Source organism: Halomonas sp. McH1-25 (assembly GCF_022348165.1).
GTDB lineage: Bacteria > Pseudomonadota > Gammaproteobacteria > Pseudomonadales > Halomonadaceae > Modicisalibacter.
The window spans coordinates 166,229-189,618 of the sequence record NZ_JAKRFI010000003.1 but is presented as its reverse complement, the minus strand read 5'-3'; the positions used below and the strand labels follow the sequence as shown (position 1 = coordinate 189,618).

At 64.1% G+C, this 23,390-nt stretch carries 23 protein-coding genes; 9 read left to right on the top strand and 14 right to left on the bottom strand.

Going from position 1 to position 23,390, the window contains the following annotated elements:
- Positions 1 to 16: 16 nt before the first annotated feature.
- From MHM84_RS10370 to lpdA, 3 genes are all read right to left on the bottom strand, one after another.
- On the bottom strand, positions 17 to 688 hold the full coding sequence (locus tag MHM84_RS10370; RefSeq protein ID WP_239265729.1) for an ATP-binding cassette domain-containing protein: 672 nt from the start codon (positions 686 to 688) through the stop codon (positions 17 to 19).
- Positions 688 to 1,548 (bottom strand): putative selenate ABC transporter substrate-binding protein, encoded by an 861-nt coding sequence (locus MHM84_RS10365; RefSeq protein WP_239265727.1) that lies wholly within the window; start codon positions 1,546 to 1,548, stop codon positions 688 to 690. Before MHM84_RS10365 ends, MHM84_RS10370 begins: the two co-directional genes overlap by 1 nt.
- A gap of 91 nt (positions 1,549 to 1,639) precedes the next feature.
- Positions 1,640 to 3,790 carry a dihydrolipoyl dehydrogenase gene (lpdA, locus tag MHM84_RS10360; protein WP_239265725.1) on the bottom strand — a complete coding sequence of 717 codons (2,151 nt, stop codon included), beginning with the start codon at positions 3,788 to 3,790 and terminating at the stop codon, positions 1,640 to 1,642.
- A gap of 136 nt (positions 3,791 to 3,926) precedes the next feature.
- Here lpdA and MHM84_RS10355 point away from each other — a divergent pair, with 136 nt between their 5' ends.
- Genes MHM84_RS10355 through MHM84_RS10345 form a run of 3 tightly spaced genes read left to right on the top strand, consistent with a single transcriptional unit; the run spans position 3,927 to position 6,762 of the window.
- Entirely contained in the window at positions 3,927 to 4,892 is a 966-nt protein-coding gene (locus MHM84_RS10355; protein ID WP_239265723.1) for a radical SAM protein, read from the top strand.
- 46 nt (positions 4,893 to 4,938) lie between these two features.
- Positions 4,939 to 6,240, top strand: coding sequence for a Glu/Leu/Phe/Val dehydrogenase (locus tag MHM84_RS10350; RefSeq protein ID WP_239265721.1), 1,302 nt, complete (start codon positions 4,939 to 4,941; stop codon positions 6,238 to 6,240).
- A gap of 33 nt (positions 6,241 to 6,273) precedes the next feature.
- Positions 6,274 to 6,762 (top strand): DUF302 domain-containing protein, encoded by a 489-nt coding sequence (locus MHM84_RS10345; protein ID WP_239265719.1) that lies wholly within the window; start codon positions 6,274 to 6,276, stop codon positions 6,760 to 6,762.
- 4 nt (positions 6,763 to 6,766) lie between these two features.
- On the opposite strand, the gene MHM84_RS10340 is transcribed toward MHM84_RS10345, so the two are convergent.
- Positions 6,767 to 7,402: a TIGR04282 family arsenosugar biosynthesis glycosyltransferase gene (locus tag MHM84_RS10340; protein WP_239265717.1), complete on the bottom strand. Its 636-nt coding sequence runs from the start codon at positions 7,400 to 7,402 to the stop codon at positions 6,767 to 6,769.
- Positions 7,389 to 8,087 (bottom strand): TIGR04283 family arsenosugar biosynthesis glycosyltransferase, encoded by a 699-nt coding sequence (locus MHM84_RS10335; RefSeq protein ID WP_239265714.1) that lies wholly within the window; start codon positions 8,085 to 8,087, stop codon positions 7,389 to 7,391. The genes MHM84_RS10340 and MHM84_RS10335 overlap by 14 nt, the downstream gene beginning before the upstream one ends.
- A 185-nt stretch (positions 8,088 to 8,272) precedes the next feature.
- Here MHM84_RS10335 and MHM84_RS10330 point away from each other — a divergent pair, with 185 nt between their 5' ends.
- The 6 genes from MHM84_RS10330 to MHM84_RS10305 all read left to right on the top strand — a co-directional run bounded on the left by MHM84_RS10330 (position 8,273) and on the right by MHM84_RS10305 (position 14,726).
- Positions 8,273 to 9,700, top strand: coding sequence for a nodulation protein NfeD (locus MHM84_RS10330; RefSeq protein ID WP_239266266.1), 1,428 nt, complete (start codon positions 8,273 to 8,275; stop codon positions 9,698 to 9,700).
- Between the two features lie 34 nt (positions 9,701 to 9,734).
- Entirely contained in the window at positions 9,735 to 10,565 is an 831-nt protein-coding gene (locus tag MHM84_RS10325) for a slipin family protein (RefSeq protein WP_239265711.1), read from the top strand.
- A 75-nt stretch (positions 10,566 to 10,640) separates the two neighbouring features.
- The gene (locus MHM84_RS10320; RefSeq protein ID WP_239265709.1) at positions 10,641 to 11,567 is read left to right on the top strand and encodes a DMT family transporter; all 927 of its coding nucleotides are present in this window, start codon (positions 10,641 to 10,643) and stop codon (positions 11,565 to 11,567) included.
- A gap of 346 nt (positions 11,568 to 11,913) precedes the next feature.
- Entirely contained in the window at positions 11,914 to 13,404 is a 1,491-nt protein-coding gene (locus tag MHM84_RS10315) for a SulP family inorganic anion transporter (RefSeq protein ID WP_239265707.1), read from the top strand.
- 82 nt (positions 13,405 to 13,486) lie between these two features.
- A complete protein-coding gene (locus MHM84_RS10310; RefSeq protein ID WP_239265705.1) occupies positions 13,487 to 14,341 on the top strand; it encodes a universal stress protein in 855 nt (284 codons plus the stop codon).
- A gap of 25 nt (positions 14,342 to 14,366) precedes the next feature.
- The gene (locus MHM84_RS10305) at positions 14,367 to 14,726 is read left to right on the top strand and encodes a RidA family protein (protein WP_239265703.1); all 360 of its coding nucleotides are present in this window, start codon (positions 14,367 to 14,369) and stop codon (positions 14,724 to 14,726) included.
- Here the strand turns inward: MHM84_RS10305 and MHM84_RS10300 are convergent.
- From MHM84_RS10300 to MHM84_RS10260, 9 genes are all read right to left on the bottom strand, one after another.
- Complete coding sequence (locus tag MHM84_RS10300) at positions 14,720 to 15,328, bottom strand: hypothetical protein (RefSeq protein WP_239265701.1); 609 nt, start codon at positions 15,326 to 15,328, stop codon at positions 14,720 to 14,722. The genes MHM84_RS10305 and MHM84_RS10300 overlap by 7 nt on opposite strands.
- Before the next feature lie 81 nt (positions 15,329 to 15,409).
- Positions 15,410 to 16,129, bottom strand: a complete 720-nt coding sequence (locus MHM84_RS10295; RefSeq protein WP_239265699.1) for a hypothetical protein — start codon at positions 16,127 to 16,129, stop codon at positions 15,410 to 15,412.
- Positions 16,130 to 16,205: 76 nt separating this feature from the next.
- Positions 16,206 to 16,931 (bottom strand): 3-oxoacyl-ACP reductase FabG, encoded by a 726-nt coding sequence (fabG, locus tag MHM84_RS10290; protein ID WP_239265697.1) that lies wholly within the window; start codon positions 16,929 to 16,931, stop codon positions 16,206 to 16,208.
- An 11-nt stretch (positions 16,932 to 16,942) separates the two neighbouring features.
- Positions 16,943 to 17,410, bottom strand: coding sequence for a hypothetical protein (locus tag MHM84_RS10285; RefSeq protein WP_239265695.1), 468 nt, complete (start codon positions 17,408 to 17,410; stop codon positions 16,943 to 16,945).
- Positions 17,407 to 18,591 carry a beta-ketoacyl-ACP synthase gene (locus MHM84_RS10280; RefSeq protein ID WP_239265693.1) on the bottom strand — a complete coding sequence of 395 codons (1,185 nt, stop codon included), beginning with the start codon at positions 18,589 to 18,591 and terminating at the stop codon, positions 17,407 to 17,409. The genes MHM84_RS10285 and MHM84_RS10280 overlap by 4 nt, the downstream gene beginning before the upstream one ends.
- Positions 18,588 to 19,181, bottom strand: a complete 594-nt coding sequence (locus tag MHM84_RS10275; RefSeq protein WP_239265690.1) for a DUF3261 domain-containing protein — start codon at positions 19,179 to 19,181, stop codon at positions 18,588 to 18,590. The genes MHM84_RS10280 and MHM84_RS10275 overlap by 4 nt, the downstream gene beginning before the upstream one ends.
- Positions 19,178 to 20,443 (bottom strand): NAD(P)/FAD-dependent oxidoreductase, encoded by a 1,266-nt coding sequence (locus MHM84_RS10270; RefSeq protein WP_239265687.1) that lies wholly within the window; start codon positions 20,441 to 20,443, stop codon positions 19,178 to 19,180. The genes MHM84_RS10275 and MHM84_RS10270 overlap by 4 nt, the downstream gene beginning before the upstream one ends.
- On the bottom strand, positions 20,433 to 22,772 hold the full coding sequence (locus MHM84_RS10265) for a hypothetical protein (protein WP_239265684.1): 2,340 nt from the start codon (positions 22,770 to 22,772) through the stop codon (positions 20,433 to 20,435). Before MHM84_RS10265 ends, MHM84_RS10270 begins: the two co-directional genes overlap by 11 nt.
- Positions 22,759 to 23,325: an outer membrane lipoprotein carrier protein LolA gene (locus MHM84_RS10260; protein WP_239265681.1), complete on the bottom strand. Its 567-nt coding sequence runs from the start codon at positions 23,323 to 23,325 to the stop codon at positions 22,759 to 22,761. The genes MHM84_RS10265 and MHM84_RS10260 overlap by 14 nt, the downstream gene beginning before the upstream one ends.
- Between the last annotated feature and the right edge of the window lie 65 nt (positions 23,326 to 23,390).

Genomic DNA, 23,390 nt, shown 5'->3' with positions numbered 1-23,390 from the left:
GAAGACGAACGAAACATCAGGCGGCCGGAGCGGCAACGTCATAGAGAAAGCGCAGGTCGTCGGCGCTGAGGCGCTCACTTGGCCGGTCCAGTGCGATGCCGCCATCGCGAATGCCGACGATGCGCGTGCTGTGGCGCAGGGCGAGTTCCACATCGTGAAGCGCGATCACGCTGGTTTCGAAACGTTGGGTCAGGGCCTGCATGACCGATGCGGCACGCGGCCCATCCAGGGCGGACACCGGCTCGTCGGCGAGCAGCACGCTGGCCGGCTGATAGAGGACACGCGCGATGGCGGTACGCTGGCGCTGGCCACCCGACAGCTCACCGGCCGGCGCCCAAAGCTTGTCTGCCATGTCCAGCGTCTCGAGTACCTGACGTACGCGACGGGCTTCTTTCGGCAGCGGATGGATCAGGTTGGCCAGATTGTAGAGCGTGGAATGAGCCGCCAGGCGGCCCATGTAGACGTTGTGGAACACGCTCAGGGTCTGCACCAGGCCCAGGTCCTGAGGCAGCAGGGCGAGGTCCCGGCGCTGCTTGTCGAACAGCAGGCTGAGCAGTGTGGACTTGCCGACGCCGCTGTGACCCACCAGGGCCACCTTCTCGCCACGCGCAATGTGCAGCGTCAGCGGACCGAGGACGCGACGTTCGCCGTACGCGGCACTGATCTGCTCGAGAGCAAGCGCCGTCATCAGTCGATCAGGTCCAGTGCCCGAGCGGTCTCGCGAATGCCCTGGTAGTCATCGTTGCTGGCCGGAATGAACCCTTCGCGGGGGAAGCTGGCGAGCAGCGCAGGGTCGTTCATGTCGACCAGCGCCTCGCGAACCCGCTCCTTGAAGCCCTCCCCGAAGCGCTCGTCGACGTCGCCGCGAATGGTCCATTGATAATCGGCGTAGGTCGGCGTCTCCCAGATCACCTTGACGGCATCGGTATCCACGTTGCCCGCGGCGACTTCGCTCTCCCACACGGCGAAGTTGAGCGCGCCGGTCTGGTAGGTGCCCGATTCCACCAGGTCGATGGTGCGCGAATGGTTGCCGCTGAAGCCGACCCGGCTGAAGACGTCTTCGGGGGCGGCGTCGAACTGCTGGCGAATGTAGTACTCGGGCATCAGGCGGCCGGAGGTGGAGCCCTTGGAGCCGAAGGTGAAGGTCATGCCTTCCATCGCCTCCGGCAACTGATCCGACGGCTCGAGTCCGGTGCTCTCGTGGGCGATGAAATAGGTGCGGAACTGGGCATCCTCGACGCCTTGGGCCAGCGCCTCGGAGCCGGGCACGAGCTGGCGTGCCTGAACGCCGGAAAGTCCCCCGAACCAGGCCAACTGGACCTGATTGTTGCGGAAGGCGGTCACGGCCGCGGCATAGGACTTCACTGGCACGAAGCGGACCTCGGTATCGAGTTCCTCGGCCAGATAGTCCGCCACCTTCTGGAAACGCTCGCGCAGCTTGGTCTCGTCCTGGTCGGGGATGGCGGTAAACACCAGCGGCTCGGCGGCGGCCGCCGGAGCGACTAGGATCAGGGCGAGCATGAGCTTGCGCAGTGTGCGCTTGAACATCGGAATTGTCCTTCTTGGATAAGCGATGGAAAGCGAATTCGGCTGATGATTCAACTGCGTTACGCAGTATACAAGAAGCTTACCCCGCTTATCATTGCCGCCGCGCGTGGCGACGCCAGGCGAAGTAGCGCTCCAGCCAGCGCAGCAGGCGTTCGGGCTTGTGAGCGTTTTTCCACTGCCCGGCGGCCGCCTTGTTGGCTTCGGACAGGGTAGGGTAAGGATGCACGGTGCGCAGCAGCTTGTTCAGTCCGGTGCGCTGCTTCATTGCCAAGGTGATTTCGGCCAGCCATTCACCGGCGTTCTCCCCGACCAGCGTTGCGCCCAGGATGCGATCCTTGCCGGGCTCGGTCAAAATCTTGACGAAGCCGTCACTGGCATCGTCGGCGATGGCCCGGTCGTTGTCATGCATGGCGTAGTGGGTCACTTCATAGTCGATGCCTTCAGCCCGCGCCTGTCGCGCGTTGAGACCGACGCGAGCCACTTCGGGCTGCGTATAGGTCACGGCAGGGATGACGCGATAGTCGACCGCGAAGCGTTTCACGTCGCCGAGCAGGGCATTGACCGCTGCATACCAGGCCTGGTGTGCCCCGGCATGTGTCAGCTGGTAAGGGCCGCAAACGTCGCCGCAAGCCCAGACATTGGGGCAACGGGTCTGCAGATACTCGTTGATTTCCAGCGTTCCACGGTCGGTAGTGACGACACCCAGCGACTCGAGGCCGAGCCCCTCGACGTTGGGCTGGCGACCGACACAAACCAGCAGCCGGTCGAAGGGCAATTTGCGGCGTTCGCCGTCGTGTTCGACGATCAGACCATGTCGTCCCGCCTCGTCGGTTTCCACCTCCACGGCATGGGTGTCGGTGTGCACGGTCACGCCCTCCGCGGACAGGCGCCGCTGAACGAGATCGCCGACGTCGTCGTCCTCCCTGGCCAGTAGCCGGGGGCCGCCTTCGATCAGCGTGACCTGGCTGCCCAGGCGCGCAAAGCTCTGGCCGAGTTCGCAGCCGATGGTCCCGCCCCCCAGGATCGCCAGCCGTTCGGGCAGAGACTCGAGCGTCCAGAGATTTTCCGACGTCAGCACGTCGATGTTCTCGATCCCGGGCAGGTCGGGAATCCGCGGGCGGGCGCCGGTGGCGATGACGACATGCCGCGCGGTGAGCCGACGTTCGCCGGCGCGCACGATCCAGGGCGATTCGAGGGTGGCTTCGGCGTCGATAACGTCGACGCCCAACTGGGTGTAGCGTTCGGCGCTGTCGTGCGGGGCGACCTTGGCAATGGCGTCATGCACATGAGCCATGACGGCGGAGAAGTCGATGTGGGGCTCGCTGACATGGACGCCGAAGCGTGATGCCGTCCGTATCTCGTGAGCGGCGCGCGCTGCACGGATCAATGCCTTGGAGGGGACACAGCCGGTATTCAGGCAGTCTCCGCCCATGCGATGCTTTTCGACCAGGGCGACCCTGGCTTTGAGCGCGCTGGCGATATAGCTGGTTACCAGGCCGGCCGAGCCGGCGCCGATCACCACGATGTCGTAATCGAAACGGCGCGGGCGAGGAAAGTGACGGCGCTGGCGACGTAGATTCACACCATCGACGATCTTCTTGCCCACCAGCGGAAATAGGCCCAGCAGCATCAGTGAAAGCAGCAGTCTGGGGGACAGAATACCCTCGAGCGACTCCAGGTCGCTCAACTGCATGCCGGCATTGGCGTATACCGCCGTGCCCGGCAACATGCCCAACTGGCTGACCCAATAGAAGGTGCGTGTCTTCAGGCGCGTCACGCCCATGGCCAGGTTGACGATGAAGAACGGAAGGATCGGCACCAGGCGTAGGCTGAACAGGTAGAACGGCCCGTCGCGCTCCAGGCCACGATTGACCCTTCCCAATATTTCCTTGAAGCGCTTTTCGATGATGTCGCGCAGCAGCGTGCGCGATAGCAGAAACGCCAGGGTGGCGCCGATCGCGCTGGCGAACGAGGCGATCAGTAGCCCTTTTCCCAGGCCGAACAGCGCGCCGGACAACAACGTCAGTAGTGCGGCGCCAGGCAACGACAAGCCCGCAGCGGCTACGTAAACGAGAAAGAAGCCAGCGGCCATCAGCCAGGGCGAATCGTCGAACCAGGTATGAAAATTGTCGAGTTGCGCACGCAGAAACCCGAGTTCGAGCAGGTCGTCGCCATCGAGCGCAAAGAATGCGCCGATACCCAGCCCAACGATAAGCAGCAGAAAAAGCTTGTTACGTTTCAAGAAACAACCACCCTTTCATCATCCTTGAAAAATGGAACGGCCATCCTTGCCGTGGGTCAGTGGTTATACGCAATCGACGTTTCCTGGCGATCGCGTGCGGGCCATCGTCGTTTTCCGATACCCGAGGGAGTCTTTCATGACCTTAACAGATTCGGCGTTAGAGCAAGGCAGAATAGCCACTGTCGATACAACGAATTCCCGAGCGCTGCGTGGGGCCTGGACGCATACCCGTGATGGCGAACCCCGCGGCTACATCGATTTTCAGCGTCTCGACGAGTTGTGGCTGCATACCGGGACCGCCTGCAATCTGTCATGTCCCTTCTGCCTGGAAGGCTCCCGCCCGGGCGACGACCGGCTCAATGCCATGCGCCTCGGCGACGTCCAACCCTTCCTTGACGAAGCCGTCGAGCTGGGTGTGAAGCAGTTCTCGTTCACCGGCGGCGAGCCCTTCGTGATCAAGGGCTTCATCGACATCCTGCGTTATGCCAGCGAACGGCGTCCCTGCTTCGTGCTGACCAATGCCACCGATCCGCTGTTGCGGCGTGTCCATCAGTTGTTGCCGCTGGCATCGCAGCCGTTCCCGATCCGCTTTCGGGTCAGTCTCGATCATCCCGACCCGTCACGTCACGACCGTGACCGGGGAGAAGGCAGTTTTGCCAAGGCGCTGCAGGGCATCCGCTGGCTGCATGAGCATGGCTTCGATGTCTCGGTGGCCCGCCAACAGACCTCCGATGAGGACAGTGAGGCTGTGGAGGCCTCATTCCGGACGATCTTCCGGCGCGAGGGCTTGCCTGACGATCTGTCGTTCACCGCGTTTCCCGACTTCGGCACGCCCGGCAGCGACGATGACTCGCCCGAGATCACCGAGCATTGCATGGACAAGTATCCGACCGACGAGAGCCGGGCGCATTTCATGTGCAGCTACAGTCGCATGCTGGTCAAGCAGCAGGGGCGCGTGAAAGTCTATGCTTGTACGCTGGTGGATGACGATCCCGACTATGCCGTGGATACCTTGCGCAACAGCCTCGATACACGGGTCATGCTGCGCCACCATCGCTGCTTCAGTTGCTATCGTTTTGGGGCCAGCTGTAGCGCGCCCTAGCCTTGACACCAGTAACGTATACCATTCGACTCGAAGGAGTGAGTCCATGAGCGATCTGGAAACGACATTGGGCGATGCCCAGTCGCGCCTGGAGGCGATTTACGACGACCTCGATGTTGCCGAAGACGTGCGTCAACGCCTGGCCCAGCCCCGGCTGAGCATTCGTGTCAGTATCCCCGTGCGTATGGACGACGGTTCGCTGCGCGTCTTCCAGGGCTGGCGTGTGCAGTACGACGATACGCGGGGGCCGACCAAGGGCGGCATCCGCTTTCATCCCCACGTCGATCAAGATGAAGTCACGGCATTGAGCTTCTGGATGGCGATCAAGTGCAGTGTGCTCGGTCTGCCGTTCGGCGGGGCCAAAGGTGGCGTTTGCGTCGATCCCAAGCAGTTGTCGCGGCTCGAACTGGAGCGCTTGTCTCGCGGCTATATCCGCGCCATTCACGACGTGATTGGTCCCGATCGCGATATTCCGGCACCCGACGTCAATACCAATCCCACCGTGATGGGCTGGATGACCGACGAGTACGCCCAAATCGTGCGACGTCAGGAGCCGGCGGCGATCACTGGCAAGCCGCTGGGCCTGGGCGGTTCCGAAGGGCGTGTGGCGGCGACCGGACGCGGCGCATTGCAGGTACTGAACCTATGGGCCGAGCGCCAGGGCAAGACGCCCCAGGACATGACCGTCGCCGTCCAGGGATTCGGCAATGCCGCCTACCACTTCGCCCGCCTGGCCAAGCAGGACGGCTACCGAATCGTGGCGTTGTCAGACTCGAAAGGCGCCATCCTGTCTCAGGACGGGTTAGATCCCGATCCTATCCATGAGCACAAGCATGCCACCCGCGAGCTCAAGGGCATGGTGTATTGCGAGTCCTCGCTGTGCGAGGAATCCGGTGTGGAGCACTTGAGCAACGAGGACCTGCTGGCGCTCGACGTCGATGTGCTGGTGCTGGCAGCCATGGAAAATCAGATCGATGAAGACAACGTCGACCGGGTGCGTGCCGAGAGTATTCTGGAGATCGCCAATGGCCCGGTGACGTCGGCGGCCGATGCACGTCTCGAGGAGCGCGGTGTCACCGTGCTGCCCGATGTGCTGGCCAATGCCGGCGGGGTCGTCGTCAGCTACTATGAATGGGTGCAGAACCGTACCGGTGACTACTGGTCCGCCGACGAGGTCGAAGCGCGACTGGCCGAGCGGCTCGACCGCGAAGCCACGCGCTGCTTCGATCTTGGCGAAGCACAACGCATTTCTCTGCGCGCGGCAGCCTACCGGCAGGGGCTGGGGCGCATTGCCGATGCCATGGCGCAACGTGGAACCCACCGTTTCTTCAATGGCGATGCCGGCTGAGGCGTCGACCGTCCGATCGAAGAGGAGCCCGCCATGACACCACGTATTCCAGTAGGCTGCCGTGCGGTATTAGGCGCCTTGCTTGTCAGCCTATCGCTGGGCGTTGCCCATGGCGCACCGGCGGGCGGCGCCTCGGCGGGAATCGAATACGTGACGAGCCAGGAATCGGTCAACGAGGTCGAAGCGAACCTGCGCAAGGCCTTGGCGTCGCGTGACCTGAAGTTGTTCACGGTCATCGATCATGCCCAGGGCGCCGTCGATGCCGGCCAGGAACTGCCGCCCACGTTGACGGTGATCTTCGGCAATCCCAAGGTGGGCACGCCAATGATGCAGTGCCAAGGCAGTGCAGCGCTCGATCTGCCGCAGAAGATGGTGATCCGCAAGACCGATAATGCGACTCGCATCGAGTGGAATTCACCGGCTTACCTGGCCGAACGTCATGGCATGCAGGACTGCGATCTGCCGCTGGACAAGGTGGCTGAGGTGCTTGGCGAGGTGGCGCGCGAAGCGGCGGGCAAGTAACCGGTCAGGTGGCACCGCTCTGCCAGGCCTGCCAGCGTTCCAGATCCTCGGGACGATCGATGTCCCAGACCACGGCAGGGCAGGCGCACCGCCAGCCGAGGGCATCGATACGTTCCCGGGTCTGGCGCATGACCCGGTCGCTACCCCAGTCGACGCCCTCGAATATTCGAAGATCGGCACGGCGCAAGCCGACCAGGGCGTAGCCGCCGTCTTCGGCAGGCAGAAAGACACACTCCGCCGTTTGCAGAGCGATGTAGCAGCGTTTCAACAGCTCGGGAGTCAGAATGGGACAGTCGCAGCCAATCACCAGGCCGGGTCCCGGCATGGCGGCGAGCGCTGCATGCATGCGCTGGCCCAGGTCGCCAGCGGGCTGCTCATCCAGCCGGATGCCGAAGCGCTCACGGCAGGTCTCGAAAAAGGCGTACTCCGACGAACCGGGCCGGGCTAGTGAAGTCCACAGGGTGATCGCGGCCGGAGCCGTAGTCGCCACGGCGGTTTCCAGGGTCTGCCAGACCAGTCGACGGTGTAATTCGGCGGCGTCCTCGGCGCTCAGGTACGGGGTGAGACGTGTCTTGGCCTGGCCGGGGATCGGGGCCTTGGCGAGAATCGCCAAGGGAAACGCAGCCTCAGCGTACGTCATGGTATTCCTCCGCCAGGGTGCGGCTATCGACACCCCGCCAGTAGCGATAGCGCAACCGCCACATCTGCAAGACGGTGCGCCAAGCTCCCAGGGTATCCCAACGCCGCCCCGAACTGCGGACGCGCTCGCGCAGGCATGCCGGGGAGGAGAGTCGCTTCAGGCGTCGACAGAGTTCGATGTCTTCCATCAGGGGCTGTTCGGGAAAGCCGCCGACCGTCTCGAAAGCGTCACGCGTCATGAACAGGGCCTGATCGCCGGTAGCGATGCCGGTCAGTCGTGAACGCAGATTCATGGCGCGTGACACCACCGGCAGCCAAGGCGAACGACCTTCCAGACGCATGTCGAAGCGTCCCCAACGCTGGCCGTCGACCAGTGCCGCCAGGACCAGCTTGTCGGCACGCCGGGGCAGGCGTGTATCGGCATGCAGAAACAGCAACCGCTCACTCCGGCTGGCGCGGGCGCCGGCGTTCATCTGCACGGCTCGCCCGGGCCGGCTGACGATCACCTGGCTGGCATAAGGGGCAGCGAGCCGGGGTGTAGCGTCGGTGCTGCCCCCGTCGACCACGACGATTTCGCAGCCACACACCCACAGACCCAGCAGCGACGACAGCTGGGACTCGATGGTCGCCGCCTCGTTGAGGGTGGGGATGATGATGCTCAGAAGGGGCTGGCTCGTCTTGTCCATGGCGTTGCTTACGTTTGTCGTCGGTTTCTTGATGGTGATTGCTGACTAGGAGCGGCTCAAGCCCTGTTCGTGATTGCGCTCCTAAAGTCTGCTTCAGTGACTTGATCTGAGTCCAAACGGCGATGCCTTGAAGTAGGCTACAGTGATAGCAGGACCGGGCTTTTCCTGGCCGGGAGGTCGCCGTGATGAATTCTCTCCGCGCCTCGAGCGCCCTGAGGTGTGTCGTCTGGATGGTCGTGTTGACTTGTGGCGTGCTGCTGACTTGGTTGGTCAGCGCACAGGAAACGCGCCAGACCGCCATGGTCATGACCATCGACGGCAGCATCAGCCCGGCCACCAGCGATTATTTCCAGCGCGGACTGCAGCGCGCCGAGACGCAGGGTGCCGAACTCGTCATCCTGCGTCTGGATACGCCGGGTGGCCTGGATGCAGCCATGCGCGACATGATCGGGGCCATGCTCGTTTCCGACGTGCCGGTGGTGGTTTATGTCGCCCCACAAGGGGCCCGAGCCGCCAGTGCCGGCACCTACCTATTGATGGCCAGCCATGTGGCGGCCATGGCGCCGGCCACCCATCTGGGCTCGGCGACGCCGGTACGCATCGGGGGCGGTGGTTCGCCTGGCGGCGACGAAGAGCGGCCCGAGGGGCAGGCCACGTCCGAGCAGGACGGGAACGAAAACGCCGAGTCCAGCGAGCCACGCCAGGGCGATACGGCCATGGAGCGCAAGGTGCTCGAGGATGCCGTGGCCTATATTCGCAGCCTGGCCGAGCGCCACGGGCGCAACGCCGACTGGGCCGAACGTGCCGTGCGCGAGGCGGTGAACCTTACTGCACGCCAGGCGCTGGAGCAGAACGTGACCGACGTGGTGGCGACCGATATCGATGATCTGCTTGTGCAAATCGACGGGCGAGAGGTGGTCATGCACGACGGGACACATACACTCCGCACCGCCGAGCTGAGCGTTGAACATGTCGAAGCCGATTGGCGCACCGAACTCCTGTCGGTCATTGCCGACCCCAACATCGCCTATCTGTTGATGATCGCCGGCTTCTACGGGTTGTTGTTCGAATTGATCAATCCCGGCGCCATGGTGCCGGGGGTCATCGGCGCCATCAGCCTGCTGCTGGCGTTGTTCGCATTTCAGGTGTTGCCGGTCAATTACGCCGGGTTGGCGCTGGTGCTGCTGGGGTTGGGACTGATCGTCGGTGAGGCATTGATGCCCAGCTTCGGCATTCTGGGGATCGGTGGGATGGTCGCTTTCGTGGTCGGTTCGGTGATCCTGATGGACGATCGCACCATGGCGGTATCGGCGCCACTGATTGGCGGCGTGGCGCTGGTGGCGTCCGGGTTCATGCTATGGGCAGTGATCGGTTTCGTCAGGATGCGTCGCAAGCGGCCGCGTACCGGGCAGGACGAACTGTTGGGCGCCGAGGCGGTGGCGCTGGAAGACTTCACCGGTCGCGGGCATGTACGCCTGGGTGGCGAGCGCTGGAATGCGCGTAGCCGCCAGCCGGTGCGCAAGGGGCAGCATTTGAAGATCGTCGCCATCGATGGATTGACCCTCGAGGTCATTCCGCTCGATGCCATCATCGTGCCCGGTGGCAGCCAATGATGAACGCCTAAACGAATCTTGCAGGAGATGCTCCATGGTGATTTCGTATCTCGTCCCCGTCGTGCTGGTCGTGTTGCTGATCGCGGCCTCGATCCGCATTCTTCCCGAGTACAAACGTGGCGTGGTGTTCTTCCTGGGGCGCTACCAGGCGGTCAAGGGGCCAGGGCTGTTCCTTATCATTCCGGTGATCCAGAAGATGGAGGTGGTCGACCTGCGAGTCATCACCATGGACGTACCGGAGCAGGACGTGATCTCCCGCGACAATGTCACCGTGCGCGTCAATGCCGTACTCTACTTTCGCGTCGTCGATCCCGAGAAGGCCATCATCCAGGTCGAGAACTTCGTCGCTGCCACCAGCCAGTTGGCGCAGACCACACTACGTTCGGTGCTCGGCAAGCATGACCTCGACGAGATGCTCTCCGAGCGCGACAAGCTCAATGACGACATTCAGGAGATCATCGACACCCAGACCGAGGACTGGGGCATCAAGGTTGCCAACGTCGAGATCAAGCACGTCGATCTCGACGAGAGCATGATCCGTGCCATTGCACGCCAGGCCGAAGCCGAACGGGAGCGACGCGCCAAGGTGATCCATGCCGAGGGCGAACTGCAAGCCTCGGAAAAGCTGGTCGAGGCTGCACATGTCATGTCGGCCAACCCGGCGGCGTTGCAGCTGCGCTATTTGCAGACCATGAGCGACATGAGCAACCGCAATTCCTCGACGATCGTGTTTCCGCTGCCCATGGATATCATGGAAGCGTTCAAGGCGATGGGCCAAGGGGGCGCGAGTGTATCGCCCAAGGAACGGGCAACTTCACCCTCGCAACGTACCGAACAGGGCGGTGACGGCACCGACTTGGGCTGAGCCTCGATCCGGCTTGCCTAATGCATGAAATACGCTCAGGCTGAGCGGCCGAACGTTGCCGATCGAGGGGTTGTCTTGTCGTTTTCTTCGTTGTCCTTGCGCCAGAAAGGCCTGCTGATGACGGCGGCGGGTCCGCTGATCATTTCTCCCGATGCACTGTTGATCAAGCTGGTGGGCATGCCCGACAGCCAAGTGCTGTTCTGGCGCGGAGCGTTGTTTGGACTGGGTATGCTGGTCGTGCTGCTACTGCGCAGCGGACGTCGCATCGCGACGATGTTCTGTCGTTGCGGCCTCACCGGGCTTGGTGTCGCGATATTCTTCGGCCTGTCCAACCTCGGTTTCGTGCTGGGCAACCAGTACACCAAGGGCGGCAACGTGCTGATGATCCTGGCCGGTACGCCACTGATTGCGGCCTTGCTGTCACGGCTTTTCCTGCATGAGCGGCTGCCGTGGCGGACCTGGCTGTCGATCCTGCTGTGCCTGGCGGGAACGTCGCTGATCGTACTCGACGATGCCGGTCCCGGATCGTGGCTGGGCAACGCCTTTGCGCTGCTTGCCGCGGTCTCGATGGCGGCGAACTTCACGCTGTGCCGAACCCGTCCCGATGTCGACATGAGCCCCATGCTGGTCGTGTCGGGCCTGTTTCTCGTCGTCGTGGCCTGGCCCATGGCAACGATGACGGGCGGGATCATGCTGCCCTCGGTACCGCAGGCGGGCTGGCTGGCATTGCTGTGCCTGGTTCTGCTGCCGCTGGGCTTTACCTTGATCCAGCGCGGGCCGCTGTATCTGCCGGCAGCCGACGTCAGCTTGCTGATGTTGCTCGAAACCGTGGCCGGTACGCTATGGGTTTGGTGGATCCTTGGGGAACAACCCTCGCCGCTGGCGTTCATTGGCGGCGCCGTGGTGCTGGGCACGCTATTGGCCAAAGGCCTGATCGAACGTCGCCTGGAGCGCCAGGCAAGCTCACCGTCCAGCAATGCCCCTTCCGTCGCGCGGTCGTGAAGGGGGCGGACAAATCTGCTAGAATTCGCGACTTGTTAACCGAGCGAATGCGACCAAGGTCGCATTCGTTGACGCCATTCATGACCGGAAGCGCAACCCCGATGTCCCCATCCTGTACCGGCTGCAGTCCACCCTAGCGCCTGACCTTCCTCGCATGCTCCCTGCATGCTGCGATGGCATGGGCTCGTCTCGTCATTCTCCGCTCATGGCCAGCGCGTATCTTGCTTGACGACGGCAGTGTCGTGCGGCCTGCCTGTATACGAACCCCCGCTGCGTTTCTTTTCCTGCCATACGGGCTATCTGCCCATTGCGGGAGCGTGAGCGGCTGACAATCACGGAATCGAGAATGATCCGCTCCCTACGACAGACTTGGTTTTCCAATATCAAGAACGATTCCCTCGCCGGTATCGTCGTCGCCCTGGCGTTGATACCCGAGGCCATCGCCTTTTCCATCATTGCCGGGGTCGACCCTAAGGTCGGCCTCTACGCCTCGTTCTGTATCGCCGTGATCACCGCCTTCGCCGGCGGCCGTCCGGCGATGATCTCGGCGGCCACCGGCGCCATGGCGTTGCTCATGGTGACCCTGGTGCGCGAACACGGCCTCGAGTACCTGCTCGCGGCCACGCTGCTGACCGGCGTACTTCAGATCGTCGCCGGCTACCTGCGCCTGGGCGAGCTGATGCGCTTCGTGTCGCGTTCGGTGGTCACCGGCTTCGTCAATGCCCTGGCGATATTGATCTTCATGGCCCAGTTGCCCGAGCTGACCGGGGTGACATGGCACGTGTACGCCATGACTGCCGCCGGGCTTGGCATCATCTATCTGTTTCCGCTGCTGCCCAGGATCGGCAAGACGGTACCCTCGCCGCTGGTGTGTATCGTCGTGCTGACCATCGTTTACATGATGAGCGGCATGGACATTCGTACCGTCGGCGACATGGGTGAACTGCCCGACACGCTGCCGGTGTTCCTGTGGCCGGACGTGCCGCTGACACTCGAGACGCTGATGATCATCTTCCCGTACGCGATCATGCTATGCGTGGTGGGCCTGCTCGAGTCGATGATGACGGCGACTATCGTCGATGAACTGACCGATACCCCGAGCGACAAGAACCGCGAGTGCAAGGGACAAGGCCTGGCCAACATCGGCGCCGGCCTGTTCGGCGGCATGGCCGGCTGCGCGATGATCGGCCAATCGGTGATCAACGTGAAATCCGGTGGACGTACCCGCTTGTCCACGCTGATCGCCGGTGTGGTATTGCTGATGATGGTCGTATTCCTCAGCGATTGGGTCTCGCAGATCCCCATGGCCGCGCTGGTGGCGGTGATGATCATGGTCTCCATCGGGACGTTCAGTTGGGAATCGCTGCGCGACCTGAAGAAGCACCCCATGAGTACCAACATCGTCATGCTGGCCACCGTCATTGTCGTGGTGGCGACGCATAACCTGGCTATCGGCGTGTTCGTCGGCGTGCTGCTGGCGTCGCTGTTCTTTGCCAACAAGGTGGGGCAGGTACTGTATATCGATAGCGCAATGAGCGATGAGGGGCGCACCCGAGACTACCGAGTCGTTGGACAGGTATTCTTCACCTCGGCGGATCGTTTCATCGATTCCTTCGATTTCAAGGAGACCCTCGAGCGGGTACGCATCGACCTGTCGCGGGCCCATTTCTGGGACATCACAGCGGTAGGTGCGCTGGACAAGGTGGTGATCAAGTTCCGTCGCGAAGGCACCGAAGTCGAGATCGTGGGCCTGAACGAAGCCAGTGCGACGATCGTCGATCGCTTCGCCGTTCACGACAAGCCTGAAGCAGTCGAGAAGATGATGGGCGGCCATTGAGTGTCGCTTTGACCTGTATCGCTATTCAACTTCGACACGATGCGTTAGAAACGACGCAAGACGACAAGAAGGGCAGAACACGATGAGCGAACATGTAACGGCTTGCATCGATGGATCCGGGTATGCCACGGCGGTGTGCGATTACGCCGCTTGGGCCAGTCAGCGGCTCGAGGCGCCGCTGACTTTCTTGCATGTACTGGATAACCATCCGCCGAAAAGTGAAGGCGATCTCTCAGGCAACATCGGCCTGGGCAGCCGCGAGCATCTTCTCGAGGAGCTGGCGACCCTGGACGAAAAACGTGCCCGTGTCGCCCAGGAGCAAGGTCGGGTCATGCTCGAAGCGGCTCGGGACCGTGCTGTCGAGGACGGCATTGCCGATCCGCGTACACGTCAGCGCAACGGCGAGCTGGTCGAAACCCTCAGTGAACTGGAAGGGGAGATTCGTCTACTGGTGCTGGGCAAGCGCGGCGAGGCGGCGCACAAGGCCAGCGAGCATCTGGGGTCCAACCTGGAGCGCGTGGTTCGCGCCCTGCATCGTCCGATCCTCATGGTGCCGGATGTCTTCAAGGCGCCCGAGCGGGTGATGATCGCCTTCGACGGCAGCAAGACCACCTGCAAGGGTATCGAGACACTCGCGGCCAGCCCCTTTTTGAAGGGCTTGAGCTGCCATGTGGTGACGGTGGGCGCGGAAGTGGCCGACGTTCAGGCACAACTGGACTGGGCGGTGCGTCTCCTCGAGCAGGCCGGAGTCGAGGCGCATGGCGAGATTCGTGCCGGCGAGGTCGAGTCGACCTTGCACGCCTACCAGCGGGAACATGACATCGACCTGCTGGTGATGGGGGCCTATGGCCACTCGCGCATTCGTCACCTGCTGGTCGGCAGCACCACGACCGACATGCTGCGCAGCGCGGAGATTCCGTTGCTGCTGCTGCGTTAATCCACCTTATCCAAGGGAGCCAGATATGATCCAACGTCACGATACCAAGGCCCGCATGAGCCGTGCCGTCATTCATAACGGCATTGCCTACCTGTGCGGCCAGGTGGCCGGCCCCGAAGCCCGGCATGGCGATATCAAGGAACAAACGCACAGCATGCTGGCGCGGGTCGATGCGCTGCTCGCGGAAATCGGCTCCGATCGCCGCCGCCTGCTGACGGCAACCGTCTATCTGAAAGACGGTGGCGACTTCGCCGCCATGAACGAGGTGTGGGATGCATGGGTGCCTGAAGGGCATGCGCCGGCACGGACCTGCGTTACCGCCCCGTTGCCAGCTGACGAACTCAAGGTGGAAATCACCGTCACGGCCGTGGTCGAGGGTTACTGAGCCTCGTCCTCAGTGGGCTTGGACGATTGTGGCTGGAAGCGCATGAACGCCGCCAGCCGCTCTTCATCGGCTTCGCCGATGCGGCACAACTGCTCGGCGATTTCCGCATACTGACGCAGCACGGGGTCGATCAGGCGCGTACGGGCCGTGTCGCCCTTGGCCTCGTCGGCCTCGTCCGCCAGCCACTCGAACAGCCGACCTAGGCGATGATAGTTGGGATCGCCACGCCCCGTGTTGCCGCGCAGGGCGTCCACGGCGAGGCAGCGCTGAACGCTGCGCTTGTTGGGGTCGAGGCTATCCCTCTCGAGGAGCAGTTCGGCCTGGTGGACGAAGTGCTTCATCAACTGGGCGGTTTCCAGGCTGCGCTGCTGGCGGCGCTGGGCATCCAGGCTTTCCAGCAGGCTGCGCTGCTGACGCCCCTGATGACCGACCAGGACGACCAGCAGCAACAGCACGCCCATGCCCGCCACCAGGGCCAGGGCAAACAACCCCAGCGACACCAGGGCATCGGGCGACAGCGGCCAGGACAGATCGCTGACCGCAATGCCCAACGCGCCCAGCGCCAGAGTCGTCAGCACGACGATGACGATCGCAATTCTCACGGACTTCTCCAGGTTGGTTACGACGGCGAATTGCTGAACTAGATCGCCCTCTAACGGTTATCGGCGCTTGGCACCGAAAACTTAGCCCTGGTCGCCATCCGTAGCGGTTTTTCCCGGAGAGACGCTTGCCTCGGTCGTGGCGGTACTCTCGGTGTCAGCCTTGGCGCTGGCGTCGGTTTCGGCGGCCAGCGATTCCTGCAGCCGTTGGGCGCCCTGAGCATCGACCAGTGTTTGAATGTCGCCCAGTGTCATCGTCAGTTCGTTGCCGCCCGACGCAACGAAGCGCAGCGATTCAATGAAACGTCCTCCCTCGACGGCAATCTTCCTGAGCGCGTCTTCGCTACGCTCGCGAGGCAGCAATATCAGTTGCCAGTCCTCGCGCTCGCCGTCCAACAACAGGTGATACTGCTTACGCAGGGGGGCGAGATCGCCCTGCAGTAGGTGCAAGAGCAGTTGGGCAGCCTGACGCTCTTCAGGGAGGCCGTCCTCGGTCTCGTCCAGGGGCGTAGCGGAGAGTTCGGGTACGTCGGGCGTCAATTCCACGAACCGGCCTGCAACGTCGAGCGTGACGATACGTGGCTGGGGTGTGGTCCAATGCCAAGCCAGCGATTGCATCGGCGTGAACAGGATCTCGCCATCGGCGTGAACGCGTATTTCCGCCTCGGGCAGCCAGCGGCTCTGTTCGACCCGGCTGTGGAACGCTGGCGTATCGTCCAGCCAGGTCTGCCAGTCTTCCGGTGTCACGGCCTGAGCGCCAAGGGGCATCACCATGAGAAGCAGGCCGCAAGTCAGTCGATTCATGATGGATTCCTGAGCTTGCATGGGTCGGAGCATTCTACCGGGGGCAGACGGACTTCGCAGGCGCAATTGGTCGCGGTTAGCACATCCCGCCGTTGACCGCGATCACCTGGCGGGTAATGTAAGACGCATCTGGCGAGCACAAGAAGCTGACGGTACCGGCGACTTCCTCGCCAGTACCGGTGCGCTGCATGGGAATGACCTTGAGCGCCTCCTCGCGGACGCGCTCGTCGGTCATGTCGGTATCGATCATGCCCGGTGCCACGCAGTTGACCGTGATGCGACGCTTGGCCAGTTCCACCGCCAGTGCCTTGACGGCGCCGATCAGGCCGGCCTTGGCGGCGCTGTAGTTGACTTGGCCGCGGTTGCCCATCAGGCCCGACACCGAGGACATCACCACGATGCGCCCCGGCGCGCGGCGACGAATCATGGGCATGACCAGCGGTTTCACCACGTTGTAGAAGCCGTCGAGGTTGGTATGGATGACGCTATCCCAGGCCTCGTCGGACAAGGCGGGAAAGGCGCCATCGGCAGTGATGCCGGCATTGCAGACGACGCCGTAATAGGCGCCGTGGGCGTCGATATCGTCCTCGAGCGACTGGCGTGCCGCGTTGCGGTCGGCCACGTCGAAGCATAGTACACGCACCTGGCGGCCCAGGGCGCGAATCTCCCCCGCGACCTCTTCCGCCGCCTCGCGGCGCTGTCGGCAGTGCAGCACGATATCGTAACCGTCGCGGGCCAGGCGCAGGGCGATGGCGCGCCCGATGCCACGGCTCGATCCGGTAACCAGAATGGTGTCGGTCATGATCTCGCTCGTTAAATCTCAGGTTCGTCTGTGGACGACGAGGGCGGTACGTAAACGGTCAAGCTGCCTTCGGCCAGGCGCGCGCCATCGGCCTCGATCTCGCCACGAAACTGCCCCAGGCCGTTGTCGGCCCGAAACTCGAGGCTGACCGATAGCCGATGCAGCGTCGCCAACGAAAACTCGCCGACGGCGGCCTCGAAACGTCGCGTCCCGACCAGAAAACCCACGCTGGGCGTCTCTCCACGTGCTGCAGACTGCCAGCCGGCCCAGGCCGCCACTGCCTGAGCCATCCACTCCAGGCCCACCCAGGCAGGAATGCCGCCGTCGACACAGAACAGGTCCTGCATCCCGGGCGTCACCTCGGCGACCAAGTACGTTTCGCCGACCTCGACGATATGATCGAGCAGGCACATACCCTGCGTATGCGGCACGAAAGGCGCTATCGGGCAAGGTAGCGCGGACAGGGCAGGAGCGGTCATTCCATGCGTCCCAGCAGTAGGGCGGCATTGTTGCCGCCGAAGGCGAACGAGTTGCTCAAGGCCAGGCGAGGTACGCCGATGTCGGCACGATCGACCAGCGGCAACGCTGGCAATTCGCGATCGTAGTGCCCGTCGTAGACATGCAGGGGCAGTTGCCCGCGGTGCAGAGCCAGCCAGCAGAAGGCGGCCTCCAAGGCACCGGCCGCCCCCAGGGTGTGGCCAGTGAGCGCCTTGGTCGAGCTGCAGGGCGGCGGAGACGCAAACAGCGCATGGATGGCCTTGGCCTCCATGCTGTCGTTGTGCGGCGTGCCGGTACCGTGCAGGTTGAGGTAATCCACCTGGTCAGGCGTCCGTCCGGCCTGGTGCAGGGCCGCCTGCATCGCGGCCAGGGCACCGCTGCCGTCGGGGCGCGGTGCGGAAATATGATAGGCGTCCGAGCTTTCGCCGACGCCTTCGAGCTGGATGCCGCCAGACTCGCGGGTGACCACGAACAGGGCTGCCGCCTCGCCGAGATTGATGCCGTCACGATTGGCCGAGAACGGCAGGCAGGGCCGCTCGCTGACCGCCTCGAGGCTGGCGAAGCCGTTGACCGTGAGCCGGCAGAGTGTATCGGCGCCGCCGGCGATTACGGCGTCACATTCTCCCGACAGCAGTAGCCGACGCGCACTGGCCAGTGCGCGGGCACTGGAGCTGCAGGCCGTGGAGAGCGCATAGACGGGCCCCGCCAGCCCGAGCCGTTCGGCCACGAATCGCGCCGGGTCGCCGAGTTCCTGGTGAGCGTAGCGAAACGTTTCCGGCAGTGGGGCGTCGCGCCCGGCCTGCGCCAGGGCGACTTCGGTCTCGCCGATGCCCGACGTGCTGGTACCGATGACCACGCCGATGCGCGACCGGGAGTGGCTGGCCAGGGCCGTATCGAGGGCCTTGCCCAGGCGCGCCAGAGCCGCCGCCAGCAGGCGATTGTTGCGGCTGCGTTGATGGATCGGCCAGTCGCGGTCGTCGGGCAGTTCGCCAATGACGCTGCCCAGCGGCAGGCGGCGGCCAGGTGTGTAGGCGTCGCTGATGTTCAGCCCGCGACGGCCTTCGAACAGGGCCTCGGCAATGGCAGCATGCGTGTCACCCAGGCTGCAGACCACGCCGGGGGGCGACAGGCGACAGGGCTGGTGGGGGTGACGCTCGCTCATGACGCAGCTTCCTCGAGTGGGCTGATACGCAGACGATAGCGGCCTTGACGGTCGTCGAGCAGGACGTCCTGGCGACGCTCGGCGCTTGCCGTGGCCGGAGTGATTCGCGCCACGACCTTACCATGCTGACGGATGATCCGGGACCCATCCTCGACCTCGATCGTCCAGGCGCTGCCGGCGAAGGCATCGCGCAGCGCAGCGACCGGCCATAGGCTCCATTGCAGGCGTGAGGCGAGCCAGTCGGCCGGTACGGGTAGCCTCTCCTCCATCGTTGCCTGGGGCACATCGCCGGCGAGATAGCGGCTGCCTTCGGCGTCGTTGACCAGGGTGACCAGACGCTGGCCGTAGGATGTCAGCAACACGGCTCGCAATTCATGGTCGGCGATGCGGATCAGCCCGATCAGCGTCTGCGGTGGTCGGCTCTCGTCGTCGGGCATGAACGTCAGGCGACGCTTGAGGGTGTCGGTCGCCGCTACGCTCTGAAACGCTGGCGCCGGCGACACCGAAGGCGTGAGCGAACAACCAGCCAGGCTCAGCGTTGCCAGGCCGATGGCGACCAGGAGCGGCGCCGGGATGCATCGTTGGCTCATGTGCTGTCTCCCGAGGCTGCGGGAACATGGCCGCATAGTTCGGCCAGTGTGGTCAGGCGTCGTCGGGCGGCGCTGACGAACGGGTTGGCGGTGTCCCAGGCATAACCCGCCAGCACCGAGCTGATCATGCGCTTGAGGCTGGCGGGGTGCGCATCGTGAAAAATGATCGCTGGCAGGCGACCGTCGTACCAGGCGTCGACGAAGGCGCGGAATGTCTCGATGCCTTGGCGCAGCGGCCGTTCGAATTCATGCTGCCAATCGACGCCATCGCCGCGTAGCTGGCGTTCTACCAACGGTGCCGCCTGATGTGCCGAACGCAGAGCGATGGTGACGCCGGACGAGAATACCGGATCGAGAAACTCCCCGGCGTTGCCGAGCAGGGCGTAGCCCGGCCCGTGGAGGCGAGTCACGTCGGCGGAATAGCCTTGGAGCGAGGCCACGGGACGTATCGGCCGTGCGTCACGGAGCAGCGCCCGGAAGCGGGGTTCGGCGTCGACCAGCCGTTGCCAGCGCTGCTCGGCAGCGTTGCCCTGGGCGGTCAGGGTCTCGGCATCGCCGACTACTCCCACCGAGGCGCGGCCATGGCTGAAGGGAATCAGCCAGTACCACAGCGAGGCGTGTTCGGGATGAACCCCGATGAGGATCTTGTCGCGATCGAAGGTCGGGTCGTGAATGTGGTCCTCGACGTGGCTGAACAGGGCCATGCGAGGCTCGAGACGTGGGTCGCGGCCGAGAGCGAGCAGGCGGGCCAGTACCCGGCCATAGCCGCTGGCATCGAGGACGAAACGCGCCGTCAACGGCGTTTCTTGGCCATCTTCGTCGAGGTACGTCAGGCAAGGGCGCTGGGTATCGGGGCGAAACGCCGTGACCGTGACGCCGAAGTCGACCCGCGCACCCTGGGCGGTGGCGGCTTCGACCAAGCGTTGGTCGAAACCCGCCCGCTCGACCTGGTAAGTGGTGCCCCAGCCGTCGCTGAACTTGTCGCGAAAATCGATGACCGCCTCATGATCGCGGCGGGTGAACACGGCGCCATTCTTGGGCTGGAAGCCGCCGGCCTCGACGGTCGATAGCAGGCCCGCCTCGTCGAGAATGTGCATGCACTGGGGGAGCAGGCTCTCACCGATCGAGAAACGCGGGAAATGGCTGCGCTCGAGAACATGTACGCTCAGGCCGCTACGCACCAGCAGAGCGGCGGCTGTCGCCCCGGCTGGGCCGGCGCCGATGATCGCCACGTCGACGTCGGCATCAGTATCATGTGTCATGCGGTTGGCCCTCCTTAGCGATGGTCCCGCCATGGGGCCGTACCCATGGCACCAGCAGCCATACCAGGGCCAGGCCGATCAGGCACGACAGGCCCAGGTAATGCAGGGCGGGCGTGGCGCTGAAGGCCAGCAGCCCGAAGGCCAGCAGGCTGGTCAGTGTCGACAGGCTGATGGCCAGCCAGGTCTCGGCGCGCCGCGCGTGTTCGACACTGAATATCCCCGCATCGAGGCCGATCCCGAGCACCAGTAGCAGGCCCAATTGGCTGAAGACGTTAAGCGGTATGCCGGCCACGGCGAGCATGCCGAGCACGCCGAGGACGGCGCCGAGAGGCGGTGTCAGCACACGCCATGTCCAGCGACGATAACGCCAGGCCAGCAGCAGGGCCAGCCCGGCCACGGCGGCAGCCACCCACCAGGCGATGTGCTGGCGTAACTGCCCCAGCAGACCGGAAAGCCGCTCGACGCGATCGACGTAGGTGACTCCTTCATGGGCCCGAGCCAGTCGCTCCAGACGCGGCACGAGCGAGGCCTCGACATCGGCGAGCGGCAGCATGGCGGCGAAATGCGACTCGCCATCGCCGACGTCGCCTAGCCATAGACGGGCCTGGCCTCGGCCGGCCGGTGTCGCCAGCCAGGACGCGACGTCGAGTACGGGGACGTCCTGCAACTGCTCGCGGGCCTGCTCGGCCAGCCGAGCAGGCAGGCCGGCGCGGTCGAACAGGCTCGTCAACGGTGCGCCATACAGTTGACGTACGTGAGCCAGGTTGGCCTGTTGGAGGTCAGGTGGCGGAACGCTGTCGGCCAGGTTGGTGTAGCGCAACGTGGCACCCTCGCGTTGCCAGCGCGTCAGTGTCGCGCCGAGTTCGGCGAGGCGTGCCAGTGTCTCGGCTTCGCTGGGGGCCGTGACCAGATAGTAGCGATTGCCGGTATTGCTGCCCATCAGGCGTTGCACGTGCTGCTCCTGCTCGAGCAGCGAGGCCGGCGACGGGTTGAGCAGGCGCAGGCTGTCGTCGGTCTCGAGCTGCCAGCCGACCAGACCGACCAGCAGTGCAGCGATGAGCGAGGCCAGGGCAGGAGACAGACGTCGGCGCGGCATGGTGAGTTGCCATAGCCGTCGGGACAGGCGGGCCGTAAACGGGTGAGCGGGTGTGGTCAGGCGCGGCAGCCAAAGTACCACGGTCAGCCATGCCCCCAGCAGGCCGAGGGCGGCGAATACGGCCATCTGGCGCAGTCCCGGCATGGGCGTCAATGCCTGGGCGAGATAGGCGAGCAGGCTGGACACCAGGCCCAGCGCCAGGCCGGGCAACAGCTGGCGCAAGCGGAATGACGCGCCCTGAACGGCGCGATGGCATTGCACGTGCAGGGCATAGTCGATGGCGATGCCGATCAGGCTGGCTCCGAAGGCCAGCGTGAGCAGGTGCAGCCGGCCGAACAGCAGCAGCGTGATCGGCAAAGCGAACAGCACGCCGCCGGCCAAAGGCAACAGCATGGTGACCAGCACCCGGGGGGAGCGGAACACGAACCACAGCACGGCTATCAGACCGATCAGCGCGCCCAGGCCGATGGTGGTAATTTCCTGGCGCGCCTGGCGCGCCCCGGCAGCGGCGTGAAAGACCAACCCCGAGCGTAGCAGCGAGGCCTCGGGGTGCTGACGCTCGAAGTCGGCGATAATGGAGGCTAGGGTCTGCTGGGCGGTCAGGTCGTAGGGCGAACTGGCCAGCTGGCCGATCAACAGCGCATAGGTCCGATTGCCATCAGCGAGAGTCAGCAGACCATTGCCAGCCTGGATGGGGCTATCGTCAAACTGGCCCAGCCAGTGGTCGAGCAGGCCGAAGGGATCGATGACCGGCTGGGGTTGGCTGGCCGGTGAAAACAGCTCGCGCAGCGCCGGCTCGACCAGTGATTGACCGCCATCGTCGGCGATCGCCTGGCGCAGGGCGGGGGCGAGCAGGCGATAGCGATACTTGCCGAGATCCTCCCGGGGATCCTGGTCGGCCAGGTCGGTATCGCTCCAATCGAGCCGTGCCAGCCAAGGTGGGTCTGCGTTGTCGTGGGCCGCGGTCAGGGCCTGCGCCAGCACCTGGGTATCGGCATGCAGGTCCGGCGAGCTGAGCAGAAGGACGAAGCGATCCTCGAAGGTCTGGCCGAGCTGGGTGTCGGCACGCTCGATCAATGGCGATTGGCGGTCCTCGGGCAGCATGGCCGTCAGGCGCGTATCGGCGGGCAGGCCATCACGCAGCAGCGCGGCCAGCCCCAGGGCGCAAGCCAGAAGCACGGCTGCCCACAGCCAGGATCCTAGCCAGGCCAACGTCCGCTCACGGCGAGGCATCCACGCCCTCCGCTGGGGGATGCTGATCGAAGAATCGCACATGCAGGCGATCGCCGTTGGCGGCGTGCAGTGTCAGCTCGTTCAGGTAGTGGCCGCCTTCCAGTCGAATGCGTGACAGCCTGTCACGCAGGGCAGCGCTCTTGGGGACCAGGTTGACCTGCCAGCCCTGCGCATCGCCGCTCAGCTCGAGATGGAAACGCTCTTCCAGTGCCTGCCAGTCTCCCCCCAGCAGATCGAGCAACAGGGTCGCCACCTGGTCACGGCCACGCCGATCCCCGCCCAATGCATCATCAATATTCGCAGCCGAATCGGGCGTAAATTCGAGTCGATCCTGAATGGGCGACTCCAGCACCCAGACGATGCGTTCGTCGCGCCGATAGCGGAAGTGACCACGACTGGTCAACTGCGTATCCAGGTCGGCCAGATGACGCTGTTGCTCGAAACGCCCCGCCAACGCGTCGGTCTGGTTCAGGCGGGCCTGAAGATCGCCCAGCGTGAAAGCCAGAGCGCTTCCGGGTAGCCATAGCAACAGCAGAAGTAGGGGACGAATCATCGGGGTGCCTCTTGCCATGATGCATGTCGGACGCGGTAAAAGGCCTCGCGAGGCCATCATCTAGA

Coding starts and splice junctions, on each gene's coding strand:
- MHM84_RS10310 (WP_239265705.1), top strand. CDS start 13,487: ATGAGCGAACATGTAACGGCTTGCATCGATGGATCCGGGTATGCCACG.
- MHM84_RS10295 (WP_239265699.1), bottom strand. CDS start 16,129: ATGAATCGACTGACTTGCGGCCTGCTTCTCATGGTGATGCCCCTTGGC.
- MHM84_RS10260 (WP_239265681.1), bottom strand. CDS start 23,325: ATGATTCGTCCCCTACTTCTGCTGTTGCTATGGCTACCCGGAAGCGCT.
- MHM84_RS10270 (WP_239265687.1), bottom strand. CDS start 20,443: ATGACACATGATACTGATGCCGACGTCGACGTGGCGATCATCGGCGCC.
- MHM84_RS10340 (WP_239265717.1), bottom strand. CDS start 7,402: ATGACGTACGCTGAGGCTGCGTTTCCCTTGGCGATTCTCGCCAAGGCC.
- MHM84_RS10305 (WP_239265703.1), top strand. CDS start 14,367: ATGATCCAACGTCACGATACCAAGGCCCGCATGAGCCGTGCCGTCATT.
- MHM84_RS10325 (WP_239265711.1), top strand. CDS start 9,735: ATGGTGATTTCGTATCTCGTCCCCGTCGTGCTGGTCGTGTTGCTGATC.
- MHM84_RS10365 (WP_239265727.1), bottom strand. CDS start 1,548: ATGTTCAAGCGCACACTGCGCAAGCTCATGCTCGCCCTGATCCTAGTC.
- MHM84_RS10370 (WP_239265729.1), bottom strand. CDS start 688: ATGACGGCGCTTGCTCTCGAGCAGATCAGTGCCGCGTACGGCGAACGT.
- MHM84_RS10355 (WP_239265723.1), top strand. CDS start 3,927: ATGACCTTAACAGATTCGGCGTTAGAGCAAGGCAGAATAGCCACTGTC.
- MHM84_RS10265 (WP_239265684.1), bottom strand. CDS start 22,772: ATGCCTCGCCGTGAGCGGACGTTGGCCTGGCTAGGATCCTGGCTGTGG.
- MHM84_RS10350 (WP_239265721.1), top strand. CDS start 4,939: ATGAGCGATCTGGAAACGACATTGGGCGATGCCCAGTCGCGCCTGGAG.
- MHM84_RS10330 (WP_239266266.1), top strand. CDS start 8,273: ATGAATTCTCTCCGCGCCTCGAGCGCCCTGAGGTGTGTCGTCTGGATG.
- MHM84_RS10285 (WP_239265695.1), bottom strand. CDS start 17,410: ATGACCGCTCCTGCCCTGTCCGCGCTACCTTGCCCGATAGCGCCTTTC.
- fabG (WP_239265697.1), bottom strand. CDS start 16,931: ATGACCGACACCATTCTGGTTACCGGATCGAGCCGTGGCATCGGGCGC.
- MHM84_RS10315 (WP_239265707.1), top strand. CDS start 11,914: ATGATCCGCTCCCTACGACAGACTTGGTTTTCCAATATCAAGAACGAT.
- MHM84_RS10280 (WP_239265693.1), bottom strand. CDS start 18,591: ATGAGCGAGCGTCACCCCCACCAGCCCTGTCGCCTGTCGCCCCCCGGC.
- MHM84_RS10335 (WP_239265714.1), bottom strand. CDS start 8,087: ATGGACAAGACGAGCCAGCCCCTTCTGAGCATCATCATCCCCACCCTC.
- MHM84_RS10345 (WP_239265719.1), top strand. CDS start 6,274: ATGACACCACGTATTCCAGTAGGCTGCCGTGCGGTATTAGGCGCCTTG.
- MHM84_RS10275 (WP_239265690.1), bottom strand. CDS start 19,181: ATGAGCCAACGATGCATCCCGGCGCCGCTCCTGGTCGCCATCGGCCTG.